Here is a 13,979-nt window from a genome sequence, read left to right on the forward strand (position 1 = left end):
ATGACCGACGCCTATATCGTTGAAGCCGTCAGAACCGCCGGCGGACGCCGCAATGGCGCGCTGGCGGACTGGCACCCGGCCGACATGGGCGGCGAAGTGCTAAACGCGCTGGTCGACCGCAGCGGAATCGATCCGGCCGCGATCGAGGATGTGATCCTGGGCTGCGTGACGCAGGCGGGCGAGCAGGGTTTCGCCTTTGCCCGCAATACCGTGCTCGCGTCCCGCCTGCCGCAGAGCGTGCCCGCGGTCACCATCGACCGCCAGTGCGGATCGTCGCAACAGGCGCTGCAATTTGCGGCGCAGGCGGTGATGTCCGGCACGCAGGATGTGGTCATCGCCGCCGGCGCCGAAAGCATGACGCGCGTGCCGATGTTCTCCAACATCAGCTATCATCAGCGCGATGGCGTGGGCGTGGGGCCGTTCAGCGACCGGATCAAGCAGCGGTTCGGCGTCGAGACGTTCAGCCAGTTCGAGGGCGCCGAGATGATCGCGGCCAAATATGGCTTCGATCGGGACGCGCTGGATCGCTATGCGCTGCAAAGCCACCAGCGCGCCGCCGCCGCGACGCAGGCGAAGCGCTTCGCCTCGCAGATCGTGCCGCTGAAAACCGAAAACGGCCTGCATGTCACGGACGAAGGCATCCGCGCCGACGCCACGCTGGAGGGGATCGGATCGGTCAAGCTGCTGAAGGACGGCGGCGTGGTGTCGGCCGCCAATGCCAGCCAGATTTGCGACGGCGCGTCGGGCATATTGGTCGTCAACGAACGGGCGTTGAAGGCACATAACCTCACCCCCATCGCGCGGATCGTGAATATGACGGTGACGGCCGGCGACCCGGTCATCATGCTGGAAGAACCGATCTTTGCGACACGCAAGGCGCTGGAGCGGGCGGGCCTGACGATCGGCGACATCGATCTGTATGAAGTGAACGAAGCCTTCGCGCCAGTGCCGATGGCCTGGCTTCAGGCATTGGGCGCCGATCCGGAGAAGCTGAACGTCAATGGCGGCGCGATCGCGCTGGGCCATCCGCTGGGCGCGACCGGCACGAAGCTGATGGCGACGCTGGTGCATGAATTGCGCGCGCGCGGCCAGCGCTATGGCCTGCAAACCGTGTGCGAGGGCGGCGGCATCGCCAATGTGACCATCGTGGAGGCGCTGTAATGGCGATCAGCACACGCATTACCGAATTGCTGGGGATCGAGCATCCGATCGTGCAGGGCGGCATGATGTGGGTCGGCAGGGCGGAACTGGCCGCTGCCGTCTCCAATGCCGGGGGGCTTGGCATATTGACCGCGCTGACCCAGCCGAATCCTGACGATCTGCGCCGGGAAATCGACCGCTGCCGGTCCATGACGGACAAGCCGTTCGGCGTGAACCTGACCATATTGCCGTCGGTGACCCCGCCGCCCTATGCCGAGTATCGCAAGGCGATCATCGACAGCGGTGTGCGGATCGTCGAGACGGCCGGGCACAAGCCGCAGGAGCATGTCGAGGATTTCAAGGGCCATGGCATCACCGTGCTGCACAAATGCACCGCCGTGCGCCATGCGCTGTCGGCGGAGCGGATGGGCGTAGATGTCATTTCGATCGACGGGTTCGAATGCGCCGGTCATCCGGGCGAGGATGATATTCCCGGCCTGATCCTGATCCCCGCTGCGGCGGACAAGGTGACGGTGCCGATGCTGGCGAGCGGCGGTTTTGGCGACGGACGAGGCCTTGCGGCGGCGCTGGCGCTGGGGGCCGAGGGGATCAATATGGGCACCCGCTTCTGCGCGACGGTCGAAGCGCCGATCCATGATGCGATCAAGCAGTTCATCGTCGCCAATGACGAGCGCGCGACCAACCTGATCTTCCGCCGGTTCCACAATACCGGCCGCGTCGCGAAGAACAGCGTGTCGGATCAGGTGGTCGCCATCAGCCAGCAGCCCGAGGCGGTGTTCGAGGATATCCGTCCCTTCGTATCCGGGGCCAAGGGGCGCGAGGCGCTGGAGACGGGCAATCTGGACGCGGGGCTGGTCTGGGCCGGGCAGGTTCAGGGGCTGATCCACGATATCCCGACCTGTCAGGATTTGCTGGCGCAGATCGTCGGCGACGCAGAGCGGATCATTGCTGGTCGTCTGGCCGGATTCCTGCAACGCCAGCCCGGAAAGGTAGCCGCATGACTTACCAATATGTCGATGTGGTGCGGGAAGGCCCGCTGACGATCGTGACGATCAATCGTCCCGAAGCGCATAATGCGCTCAATGCAGCGGCGCAGCTGGAATTGCAGGATGTGTTCAACGACTATGCGACCGATGACAGCCAGTGGGTCGCGATCATCACCGGCGCGGGGGCAAAGGCCTTTTGCGCCGGGCATGACCTGAAGCAGCAGGCATCGGGCGGCGGCTTTGCGACCCCACCGGCCGGCTTTGGCGGTCTGGCCAGTCGGTTCGACCTCAACAAGCCGGTCATCGCCGCCGTCAATGGCGTGGCGATGGGGGGCGGTTTCGAGATCGTGCTGGCGTGCGACATCGTGGTCGCATCGCAGAACGCGCTGTTCGCGCTGCCCGAACCAAGGGTCGGTATCGCCGCGCTTGCCGGCGGGATGCAGCGATTGCCGCGCATCATCGGCTTGCAGCGCGCCATGGGCATGTTACTGACCGGCCGCCGCGTGAGTGCGCAGGAAGGCTATGCGCTGGGCTTCGTGACGGAGGTGACGGACGGCGATGTGCTGGAGGCGGCGCGCCGCTGGGCAGGCGAGATATTGGCGTGCAGCCCCATGTCCATCCGCGCAACCAAGGAAGCGACGCATCGCGGCCTGACCCTTTCCGTACAGGATGGTATGGAAAGCGAATGGGACTATCCGACGATGAAAGCGCTGCTGGCATCGGAGGATTTCATCGAGGGGCCGAAGGCCTTTGCGGAGAAGCGCGCGCCCCACTGGCTGGGCCGGTGAATGCCGGCGCCCCGGCGAACGGGGCGCCGAACCATGTCAGGTCCGGACCGTATAACGGATCGGTAGCCGCTTGAGGCCCGACACGAAATTCGCCTCCACCCAGGCGGGGTCGCCGGCCAGTTCGATATCGTCGATGCGGGCGAGCAATTCGGTGAACAATATCCGGATTTCCAACTTCGCCAGCATATTGCCCAGGCATAGATGCGGGCCATAGCCGAAGGCGATATGCTTGCGCGCGTCGGGCCGCTCCACGCGAAAGGCGAAGGGCGTGTCGAACACCGCCTCATCGCGATTGCCCGACGGGTAGCACATCATCAGGGAATCGCCGGCGCGGATCGCCTTGCCGCCCACCTCGCAATCGCCCAACGCCGTGCGGAAGAAATGCTTCACCGGCGTGGTCCAGCGGATGAACTCCTCCACCGCATTGCCGATCAGATCCGGGTTGGCGCGCAGCCGGGTCATCTCCTCCGGGTTCTGGATCAGCGCCAGTAGTCCGCCGGATATGGCCGAGCTGGTCGTGTCATGGCCCGCCGCCGCCACGATCAGATAATAAGCGTTGCGCTCCTTCTCGCCAATCGGCTGGCCGTCGATCGTCGCGTTGGCGAGGATGGTCGCGACGTCGTTGCGCGGATTGGTGCGGCGATCCAGGGTGATGGCGTTGAAATAGCGGTTGAAGGCCTCGAACGCCTCCACCATCGACGCCATCCCGTCCCCGCCGCCCGTGTCGCTGTCCGTGCCGCCGAACACCTTCTGCGACAGTGCGAGCATCAGCGGCTCATCCTCGCGCGGCACGCCCAGCACGATCATGATCGTGCGCAGCGGATACCAGGCGGCGATTTCCTTGGCGAAGTCGCAACTGTCGCCCTTCTCGATCATGCGATCGACGGTTTCGCGCGCGAGGGCCGTGATTTCCTCCTCCAGCGCGCGCACGCTCCTGGCCCCGAACCAGGCGGAGGTCAGCGCGCGATAGGCACGATGGTCCGGATCATCCATGGCGACGAGGTTGCGGGCGAAATTGCTGCTGCCCGACTGGGCAAGCAGCATCTCCTCATCCGCCGTCGTCACCAGAAACTGGCGCGGGTCGTTCAGGAAATTCTTCGCGTTCAGTTCGACCGCCATGATGTCGGCATGGCGCGTCACCGCCCAGAAAGGCCGATAGTCGCGCGGCTCCGCCCAATGGACCGGGTCATGCTGTCGCAGCGCCGCGAAGGCCCGATGATAGCTATGTTCGTCCCCATAGGTGCGCGGATCGACGATGATGTCGTCAATATCCTCTGGCAATGCGTCCGTCACAGGCGTGTCTCCTCTCTTTGCCCGCAATCCTGGGAGCGGGATGAGAGACGGTCCAATCGGCGATGGCGGCCTATTTATCGACGGCGTCGATCAACTTGGCCGCATCCACCCCATTCATTGCCCGCCGCTATGGATGGGCGGGCAATCGCGATTGGACGGCGGGGATGGGCTGCCTAGCTTGACGGGCCAAGAAACATAGCCGGGGAGAGCGGTCGATGCCCATCATTCATGCAGGCGGGAGCGTATAGGGATGCACCCATCCATTCATGCCCGCACCACGCCGGACAAGCCGGCCTATATCATGGCCGGAACCGGAGACGCCGTCAGTTATGCGCAACTGGAGGCGCGCTCCAATCAGGGTGCGCATCTGTTCCGCGCGCTGGGGCTGCGGCGCGGCGACGGCATCGCGTTGCTGCTGGACAATGGGCCGGCCTTTTTCGAGATCGTGTGGGCGGCGCAGCGGGCGGGGCTTTATTATACCTGTCTGTCGACGCGGCTGGCGACGCCCGAAATCGCCTTCATCCTGAGCGATTCCGGTTCGCAGGTGCTGATTGCGTCGCAGCCTGTGCCGGCCGACCTGCCGACGGACGGCCTGATCGTCTTCGCACCGGGCACGCGCGATTTCCTGTCGGAACGGGCGGCGATGCCGGACACACCAATCGCGGATGAGACGCCGGGGAACGACATGCTCTATTCCTCCGGCACGACCGGGCGGCCCAAGGGAATAAAGCCACCCTTGCCGGACGGGTCGCTGGACCAGAGCAACGCGCTGACCGACTATGGCCGGACCAGCTATGGCATGGATGCGGACAGCATCTTCCTGTCCCCCGCCCCGCTCTATCATGCCGCGCCGCTTCGCTGGTGCATGTCGATCCAGAAGCTGGGCGGCACGGTGATCGTGATGGAGAAATTCGATGCCGAAGCGACGCTGGCGCTGATCGAGCGCTTTTCCGTGACCCATGCGCAGTTCGTGCCCACCCATTTCGTGCGGATATTGAAACTGCCCGAAGCGGTGCGGCGGCGGTATGATCTGTCCTCGCTCGTGACAGCCTTTCATGCGGCCGCGCCCTGCCCGGTCGAGGTCAAGCAGGCGATCCTCGACTGGTGGGGACCGATCCTCCACGAATTCTATGCCGGGACCGAAGCCAACGGCCTGACCAGCATCGGTCCTGCCGAATGGCTGACCCATCCCGGATCGGTCGGGCGCGCCATCTGGGGCAAGGTGCGGATTTGCGACGAGGATGGCGAATGGCTGCCGCCGCGCGAGATCGGCACCATCTATTTCGCCGATGGGGCGCCGTTCGAATATCATAATGATCCGGACAAGACCGCGCAGAGCCGCAATCGCCATGGCTGGACGACGCTGGGCGATGTCGGCTGGGTGGATGAGGAAGGCTTCCTCTATCTGACCGACCGGCAGAGCTTCATGATCATATCGGGCGGGGTGAACATCTATCCGCAGGAGATAGAGGATGCGCTGATCATCCATCCCAAGGTGGCCGACGTTGCGATCATCGGCGCGCCGGACCCGGAAATGGGCGAGCGCGTCGTGGCGGTGGTGGAACCGGCCCGATGGGACGAAGCCGGCCCGGCACTGGCCGAGGAATTGCTGGCCCATCTGGCCGGACGGATCGGGCGGATCAAGCTACCTCGCCAGATCGACTTTGATCCCAACCTGCCGCGCCACCCCAATGGCAAGCTGCTCAAGCGGATCGTGCGGGCACGCTACTGGCCGGACGCATGATCGTTCAGGCCATCAGCCCGCCGCCATTGGCGTGGAGTATCTGGCCAGTGATGAAGCTGGCGCGGGGCGACGCGAGGAAGAGGACGGCTTCGGCAATTTCGCGCGGTTCGGCGAGGCGGCCGAGCGGCAGGGCGCTGGTGACGGCCCGAACCGCGCCGGTCGTGTCGGACGCCATCAGCGCATCGACGGTTTCGGTGCGGGTGGGGCCGGCCGATACCGCGTTGACGCGGATATGCGGCGCGCCTTCCGCCCCCAGCGCGCGGGTGAAGGCCTCTACCCCCGCCTTGGCGGCGGCGTAGATGGACAGGCCCGGCGTCGGGAAGCGGGCGGCGGTGGAGGACATGTTGACGATGGCCCCGCACCGATCGCGCAGGATGGGGAAGGCGGCGCGGCAGAAGGTCATGGTGCCGGTGAGGTTCGCGGCGATCGTGTCGGCATAAAGTGCGTCGCTCGTCTCCTCGATCCGGGCGGTCGGGAAAATGCCCGCAATGTTGGCGAGGATGTCGAGGCCGCCGCCATGGTCGATCGCCCTGGCGACGGCGCGGGATGCCGTGTCGGCCTGCGCTATGTCTCCGGCGATCATGGCGGCGGCCTCTCCCAGAGCCTCCGCTGCCGAAGCCAGCGTAACCTCATCCCGCCCTACCAGCACCACCCGCGCGCCGCGCTCCACCAGCAGGGTCGCGACGGTCAGACCGATGCCTCTGGAGCCGCCGGTGACGATGGCGGTCTTGCCTGCAAATTCCCCCATCACTCCCCTCGCCTATCCGCTGACTGTGCGATGGCGCGTGCCTTCCGCGTCGATCACCAGCCGCACGCTCTGTTCCCCGTTCATGCCGCACATGGCGGCATAGACGACATGCTGACCATGCAGTCGCGACCATCCGATATCGGCCAGTTGCGCGATATGGGTGCCATGGTCGCGATAGAGCCAGATGCCCACGCCGGCCAGCTCCACCAGCAGCAGCGCCCCAACCGAGATTCGCACGCGCGGGCGGCGCAGGAATGCGGCGATGCGGGTGAAGATGGTGTCGGCCACCTCCCCTTCCGGCACGGGCATCAGGCCCCAGAAAACGGCCCAGCGCCGCAGCATCGCCATCGCCTGCGCGACCAGAAAGGCGGCGATGAGGCAGCAGGCCATGTCAGGCCACCGGCACGATCGTCAGCGGCGTGCGACCGGCCAGAGCGACGGTTAGCCGCGCCTTGCCATCCAAGCCGGCGGTGAAGCGCTCGTCCGTTTCGATCACGCGATAGCCGCGCCCCGGCACCAGCCGGCCAAGGCCGATGTCGCTGCGCCGCTCTCCCGCGCCGGGATGCAGCACCAGTTCCAGCGCCGTGCCGTCCGTCACCGCCCGGCCGACGATCACATCGGGATAGACGGCGTCGGCCAGGATCGGCCCCTTGGCCCAGGCTTCGGGCAGGCCCCGGTTCACCATGTCGCGGATCGTGTTGCGCCCGCCCCAGCTTTGCGAGGCGGCGACGCCCTCGCCCGATCGCTGGTCGATCGCCTTCATCGTGGCTTCGACAATGCGCTCGTCGCCCATTTCCTGCGCCGCCCAGAGCGTCACCATCAGTGGGTTGAGTTCGGGCCAGCGGGAGAAATCGGCCGGCTTGCGCGTATCCCAACCCAAGGGCAGCAGGCGGAAATCGAGCGATCCGTCAAGCTTCACGCTGATGAAATCCTGCTTCATCACTTCCCAAAGCCGCTCTGCACCGGCCGGATCATAGGGAGTCATGAAGCGCACGCCCCATGTCTCGCCAAACAGGCCGGAGAGGCTGGGCACCTGAAAGCCAAAGGGAGAGGATGTGCAGACCTTGATGCGACCATCGGCCATCATCATTTCCTCTTCCATCGTCCGGTCGAACCGGTCGCCGACGCGGGCCAGCATGTCGGTGCCGTGCCGCGCATCATGCAGCGCCAGCGAGGTGCGGCCGACAAGGTTGCACATGGAATAGATCCAGCGTGGCTCACAGGGGAACCAACCCAGATCATAGCGTTTGAAATTCTTGACCACCTCTTCCAGCATGGATTCATGACTGTAGGGAAAGGCGGTCTTTTCATCCCAGCGGAAGGTGAGCGATCCCGGCGCGGTGAAGGGCGACGTACCGCTCGCCGTTTCAAACAGGCCAAGCGAAACGCCCAGGAAGCCGGACAACATGATATTGTCGATCGTGACCGGGTTCTTCTCGATCTTGAAATTGCCCCACAGGCTTTCCCAATACCAGTAATTCCAGGTCTTGCGGTCGATATGCTTGCGGATCAGATTTTCCTGCGCGGTGTTGAGATAGCCATGAAAGGCCGGCAGGCGGGTATATTGGCCGAGCGCCAGATTCCAGGACATGGTGCAGATCTGATAGCGCAGCGCGCCGTCCTGCCATGTATCCTCGGTCGAAAAGCCGTTCCAACTGTCGACCGGCTGGAGCGCGAGGTCCATCATTCGACGGAATTCGGCGACCTGCGATGGCGGCATTTCCGGTTCGGCGGTAATGGGTGCGTCGCGCATGACCGGCTGAGTCTTCGCGAGGATCGTGTTGAGTTCCGCACCGCGCACCTTGGCGGCAGCAAAGCCCTTGCGGCGACCGAGCGCCAGCCAGCCATGCAGCGCCAGCACCGCGGCGGGAATGGCCCATTCCATCCATGATACGCCGCTGCGCCCCTCGATCCAGGCGGCGGAGAGCAGGGCCGTGCCGACCATCACCGCAGGCGGGCCGAGGATCACGCCGCGCGCCCACCAGATGAACATGATGATGGCAAAGGCCGCCACGGAGAGCGCCGCGCCGAGGATGCCGACGCCATCGCCGGCATAAAGGAAGCCCGCGCCGGGGAAGATGAGGGCGAAGCCGAACGCCTTCCACTGCGCGCTCATTCCCAGCAACACCGGCGCCACGCCGATCAGGAAGACAAGGCCCAGCATCGCATAGAAGCGATAGAGCCGCCGCGCCGTCAGCCGGCCGTGCAGCGTCTTGCGTTCCGGGATCAGCGGGATGCGATCGACCAGCGGCGCGAGAGACGGCGCGGCTTCCTCTCGCACGAAATCCGCTTCAAATGGTAGCGTCCGGGCGGTCATGGACCTCTCCTTTTTCCTTCCCGTTCAGGCCGGGAATCTTGCCACAATCGTAGAACGATTGCGTTCGACGTTCAACCATCCATTCCTCAAGGCGGACGGCGCGCCGTGGCACGCCGTCCCAGGGGAGGATAGGATTACATGTGCCAGCTGACCTGCACGCCATAGGTGCGCGGCATGCCGGCAAAGCGCGAGATCGACGCCAGATTGTCCTGCACATTGGTCCAGTAATAGGTGTTGCCGACGTTGCGGATGTAGATGCCGGCCCGCACATTGCTGTCCGGAAATTCGAAACCAGCCCGCAGGTCGACCAGCGTATAGGCCTTCATATCGAAGCGCGGATCGGCATCGACGAAGGCGGTGGTGGTGTTGGCCAGCGCCGTCGTCGTCTTGCTGTTATGCGTCAGGGATATGCCGATATAGCCCTCCGCCGAACTGCTGATCGGCGCCTGATATTCTGCGTCCGCCACGGCCGTCAGCTTGGGCGCATAGGGGAATTTCTGACCCGAGAAATTGCGCAGGTCGCCAAAGGCGTCATAGCCGGTAAACTCGGTGATCTTGGTGTTGATATAGGTGCCGCCCAGGCTGATGCGCAGGCCATCGACCGGCCGGCCGACGATCGAGGCTTCCACGCCCCAGATGCGGCTCTTGGGGATTTGCACCAGACCATCGAGCGTGCCGAAGACCGGATCGGGCTTGCGGCCGCGCAGTTGCTTGTCCTTATAATCATAATAGAAGCCGGCCAGCGCATATTCGATGCGGCGATCGGCCAGCGGCCCCTTGATACCCACTTCATAGGCGGTGACGGATTCCTGCTTAACCGGGACATAGCCCGAATAGCTGGCCACCGACGCGGTCGGGAAGCTGCCCGATTTATAGCCGCGCGCGATGCGGGTGTAGAAGAGCGTGCCGCCATCCGTCTTGTAATTGGCGCCGACGTTCCAGCTGACATTATCCTCGTTCAGATTGTCGAACGCGGCCGGATCGAAGATGTCCGGGAAGTTGGGCGTGAAGGTCAAACAGCCGCCCGGCTGAACATTGGTTCCGAAGATCGCATTCCACCAGGTCGCGGTATCGCCGCCGAAATCGTTGGTGCAACCTTCGAAGCTGCGCTTGCTGTCGGTATAGCGGATGCCGCCGATCAGGGTGATGTTGGGCGTGACCTTATATTCCGCATTGGCGAAGGCCGCGAGATTCTTCACGTCCTGCCGCGAATAGTTGAAGGTCAATATGCCGCGCGGCGCGCCGGGGATCATCCAGAGCGGGTTGGACGAGGGGCCTTCGGAGAAATTGTAGAAGAGCCGATCGTAGGTTTTCGACTTGTTGTAATTGCCGCCGACGATGAAGGTCAGGCTGTCAAACTCGCCGGTGAGGCGCAATTCCTGCGCAACATCCTTGATATAGCCGGTCGTGTTGGTGTCGACCGAGGCATAGGTGGTGCCGTCGAAATCCTGCACCGAGTCCGTCTTGTAATGGGAGTAAGCAGAGATGGAGGTGAAGGTCAGATTGTCGTTCAGCTCGAAATCGGCGCGCAGGCTGGCCTGCCAGAAACTGTCGTCGCGGGCCGGGCGACGGCCGAAAATGCCATAGCCCCAATCGGCGGCGCGCGGCGTGCGCGGGCTGCGTGGGTAATTTTTGAAATTGGTGGCGTCCGGGCTACCGCAGGTGCCCTCGACCGATCCGGCGCAATTGTCGGATACGATCTGCGCCGCCTGCGTATCGCCCTTGTCGCGCCAGCCATTGACGTTGAGCAGGAATTTCACCTTGTCGCTGGGCTGCCAGTCGAGCAGCACGCGGCCCTGAAGCATGTCCTGCTTGCCTAGCTCGTCGGATCGGGTGAAGCTCTTCTGCCATTCGCCGCCCTGTATGGTGCGCACGGCGACGCGGGCCTTGAGCGTATTGCTCATCGGGCCGGAGACATAGCCCTGCACGTCATAGGTGGAAAAACGGCCGAAGCTGGCGGTCGCCCCCGCCTTGAAGTCATCGGTCGGCTTGGCGACGATATAATTGATCGCGCCGCCGGTCGTGTTCTGGCCGAACAGCGTGCCCTGCGGCCCTTTAAGCACTTCGACACGCTCGATATCGAAGGCCGCGCCACGGGTCGGTGCGCTGAACGGCAGCGCGACTTCGTCGGTATAGACGGCCACGGTCGGCGCGGCGGACAGGGTCGTTTCGTAGAAGCCGACGCCGCGCAGCGTGTAGACCGGCGTGTTGAAGGGCGATGGCTGGACGGTCAAGCCCGGCACGATCTTGCCCAGGTCGGTCGGCGAATTGATGCCGCGCTGGAGCAGCGTGTCGCCGGTTTCCGCCGTGATGGAGATGCCTACGTCCGACAGCGACTGTTCGCGCTTGTTGGCGGTGACGATGATGTCGGCATAGTTGTTGCCGCCGCCACCGGCCTGCGGATCGGCGGCCTGCGCGCTCGCCGTGCCAGTCCCGGCGACCAGCGCAATCAGCGATGCGCCGATGCAATATGCCATGCTGCTTTTCTGGATCATGCCCATTGTCCTTCTCCCAAAATTTGCGCCCGCTTTTGCAGGTCGCGTTCATGATCTTGCTAAAAGGCCCGCCATGGACTTGCCATGGCGGGCCTTTTGATAGGTTCACATCTTGAAGCTGGCGGTGACGCCATAAGTGGCCGGCATGCCGGTCAGCCGCCAGATCGTGTCGTAGCCGACCTGCACATTGTACCAATAATATTTGTTGGTGATGTTGCGGCCCCACAGCGTCGCCGACCAGCGGCCGTCCCGCGACCCGACCCCAACCCGCGCACCGAACAAAGTATAGGCATCAATGCGCAGGGATGGCGTTTGCGCCAGATCGGCATAAGTGGCGCTGCTATAGGTCATGTCGGCGCCGATGATCAGGTCGGTCCCGCCGCCCTGAATGGGCAGGCGATATTCGATATCGGCCGTGCTGGTCCATTTGGGCGAGAAGTTGAAGGATTTGCCCGACAGGTCGGTCGGCGTGTTGAACGCATCGAAACCCGCGAAATTCTTGATTTCCGAGTCCGCATAGGACAGCGCGCCGCGCAGCGTCAGCCCGTCCGTCGGCTTGATGACGGTGTCGAGGTCGAAGCCCTTGACAGTCGATTTAGGTACGTTGGCCAGCACGGGCAGCAGGCCGAACACCGGGTCGGTCGTGTTCGTCAGCAGCTGCTTGTCGCGATAGTCGTAATAATAGCCGGCCAGGTTGAACTGGACCATGCGGTCGAACAGGCTCAGCTTCGTGCCGATTTCATAGGATGTCAGCTGTTCCTGCTTCACCGGAGCGAATTGCGAGCGGGCCGTGGCGTTGATGACGGGATAATTGCCCGCCTTGTAACCGCGACTGACGAGCGCGTAGAGGAGCGTGTCGCGGCTGGGCTTGAAATTCACGCCTGCGCGCCAGCTGACATTATCCTCCTTGAACCGCTGGACCGGGAAAGGCGCGGTAAAGGTGGCGTTGTCCAGCGTGATGCAGCCGCCCGGCACGGTCAGCGGCCCACCGAACAGGCCATTGATGACAGCCGAAAAACTGCCATCGCCGGCATCCGCGCTACAGGCCTGATTGCTGTGCTTGAGCGAGGTATAGCGGATGCCGCCGATCAGGGTGATCTGATCGGTTACGGCATATTCGACATTGCCGAACGCGGCCCAGCTCTTGTTGGTCTGTCGCCCGCGATTGTCGTTGAACAATATGTCGCCGACGCCATCGGGATTTTCCGGCGTCGCACCGACATTGGTGGTGCTGGACAATATGCCGCCGAAATCCTGTAGCGAGCTTTCATAGCTGTTGTCGGTGCTGTAATTGCCGCCGACCGTCACCAGTGCCCCGCCAAACTGGCCCGCCAGACGGAATTCCTGATTGAACGCCTCCACATGGCCGCTGGTCGTGACGTAGCTGAGGCCCAGGTCCGTGCCGTCATTGTCGAACACGCTATGGATCTTGGCATAGCCATAGTTGGACAGGGATGTGAGCGTGACCTTGTCCGCGACTTCATAGTCGATGCGCAGGATCGCCTGCCCCATCTTGTTGTCGCGATCGAAATCGCGACCCGCATCCCAGTCGGCCTGACGCGCATTACGGCGCGGGCTGGGCTGGGTGAAGAGCAACGGGCTGGCCTGCGTCGCGACGCGCGGCGAGGCGGCGAAGAATTGCGGGATCTGATTGTCGGACTTGTCGATCCAGCCGTTGAGGTTGAGCGACACCGTCAGGCGATCGCTCGGTTGCCAGTCGAGCAGCAGGCGGCCGGCGACCTTGCGCTGGGCACCGATACTGTCGCTGCGCGTGTAATTTTCCTGCCAGTCGCTCGACCGGGTGCCGGCCACGGCAAGGCGCGCCGACAGGGTGGAACTCAGGGGACCGCTGACGAAGGCTTCACCCTGAAATGTGTTGAACCGGCCGAACGTGCCTGTCGCGCCAGCAGCGAAGTCCTTCGTCGGCTTGTTGGCAATATAGTTGATAGCGCCGCCGGTACTGTTCTGGCCGAACAGGGTACCCTGCGGCCCCTTCAGCACTTCGACGCGCTCCAGGTCGAATATCGGCCCCTGCGTCATCGGGCCGTAGGGCAAGGCTGCCTGATCCAGATAGATGCTGACCGTCGGCTGCGCGCCGAGGTTGGAGGAATTGAAGCCGACGCCGCGCAAGGTGTAGACCGGCGTGCCATCCGCCGCCGCCGCCACGGTCAGCGCCGGCACTACGCGGGCCAGATCCTGCGAACTGGCCACGCCCTTGTTGACGAGCGCGTCGGAGGACAGTGCCGTGATGCTGAGGCCGACATCGTTGATATTCTGCTCACGCTTGTTGGCGGTCACGATGATATCGGCATAGTTTCCGGCGGATTGCGGCGCACCGCTGTCCTGAGCCTGTACAGGGTTGGCCGCCGCAAGGGCCGTGAACGAACAGCCGAGCAGCAAGGCTGATGGGGACATCAGTCGCATGGGTCTTCCTCTCCAGATATGTG

Annotated in this window: 10 protein-coding genes; 4 read left to right on the forward strand and 6 right to left on the reverse strand. The window is 63.8% G+C overall.

The genetic code is table 11. From position 1 onward, the window contains the following. The 3 genes from RQH62_RS07600 to RQH62_RS07610 are packed head-to-tail and all read left to right on the forward strand — an operon-like array spanning nucleotide 1 to nucleotide 2,935. A complete protein-coding gene (locus tag RQH62_RS07600; RefSeq protein WP_311268165.1) occupies nucleotides 1–1,161 on the forward strand; it encodes an acetyl-CoA C-acetyltransferase in 1,161 nt (386 codons plus the stop codon). Then, on the forward strand, nucleotides 1,161–2,162 hold the full coding sequence (locus RQH62_RS07605; RefSeq protein WP_311268166.1) for a nitronate monooxygenase family protein: 1,002 nt from the start codon (nucleotides 1,161–1,163) through the stop codon (nucleotides 2,160–2,162). The genes RQH62_RS07600 and RQH62_RS07605 overlap by 1 nt, the downstream gene beginning before the upstream one ends. Beyond that, on the forward strand, nucleotides 2,159–2,935 hold the full coding sequence (locus tag RQH62_RS07610; RefSeq protein WP_311268167.1) for an enoyl-CoA hydratase-related protein: 777 nt from the start codon (nucleotides 2,159–2,161) through the stop codon (nucleotides 2,933–2,935). The genes RQH62_RS07605 and RQH62_RS07610 overlap by 4 nt, the downstream gene beginning before the upstream one ends. A 36-nt stretch (nucleotides 2,936–2,971) precedes the next feature. On the opposite strand, the gene RQH62_RS07615 is transcribed toward RQH62_RS07610, so the two are convergent. Beyond that, the gene (locus RQH62_RS07615; protein WP_311268168.1) at nucleotides 2,972–4,228 is read right to left on the reverse strand and encodes a cytochrome P450; all 1,257 of its coding nucleotides are present in this window, start codon (nucleotides 4,226–4,228) and stop codon (nucleotides 2,972–2,974) included. Nucleotides 4,229–4,478: 250 nt separating this feature from the next. Here RQH62_RS07615 and RQH62_RS07620 point away from each other — a divergent pair, with 250 nt between their 5' ends. After that, nucleotides 4,479–5,972: an acyl-CoA synthetase gene (locus RQH62_RS07620; RefSeq protein WP_311268169.1), complete on the forward strand. Its 1,494-nt coding sequence runs from the start codon at nucleotides 4,479–4,481 to the stop codon at nucleotides 5,970–5,972. 4 nt (nucleotides 5,973–5,976) lie between these two features. Here RQH62_RS07620 and RQH62_RS07625 read toward each other — a convergent pair whose 3' ends face one another. The 5 genes from RQH62_RS07625 to RQH62_RS07645 all read right to left on the reverse strand — a co-directional run bounded on the left by RQH62_RS07625 (nucleotide 5,977) and on the right by RQH62_RS07645 (nucleotide 13,956). Beyond that, nucleotides 5,977–6,720: an SDR family NAD(P)-dependent oxidoreductase gene (locus RQH62_RS07625; RefSeq protein WP_311268170.1), complete on the reverse strand. Its 744-nt coding sequence runs from the start codon at nucleotides 6,718–6,720 to the stop codon at nucleotides 5,977–5,979. Nucleotides 6,721–6,732: 12 nt separating this feature from the next. Further along, on the reverse strand, nucleotides 6,733–7,110 hold the full coding sequence (locus tag RQH62_RS07630; RefSeq protein ID WP_311268171.1) for a hypothetical protein: 378 nt from the start codon (nucleotides 7,108–7,110) through the stop codon (nucleotides 6,733–6,735). Between the two features lies 1 nt (nucleotide 7,111). Beyond that, entirely contained in the window at nucleotides 7,112–9,037 is a 1,926-nt protein-coding gene (locus tag RQH62_RS07635; protein WP_311268172.1) for a hypothetical protein, read from the reverse strand. Nucleotides 9,038–9,171: 134 nt separating this feature from the next. Beyond that, nucleotides 9,172–11,532 (reverse strand): TonB-dependent receptor domain-containing protein, encoded by a 2,361-nt coding sequence (locus tag RQH62_RS07640; protein ID WP_311268173.1) that lies wholly within the window; start codon nucleotides 11,530–11,532, stop codon nucleotides 9,172–9,174. A gap of 105 nt (nucleotides 11,533–11,637) precedes the next feature. Continuing rightward, complete coding sequence (locus RQH62_RS07645; protein ID WP_311268174.1) at nucleotides 11,638–13,956, reverse strand: TonB-dependent receptor domain-containing protein; 2,319 nt, start codon at nucleotides 13,954–13,956, stop codon at nucleotides 11,638–11,640. Between the last annotated feature and the right edge of the window lie 23 nt (nucleotides 13,957–13,979).

The sequence above is a fragment of the Sphingobium sp. WCS2017Hpa-17 genome (assembly GCF_031843765.1).
GTDB lineage: Bacteria > Pseudomonadota > Alphaproteobacteria > Sphingomonadales > Sphingomonadaceae > Sphingobium.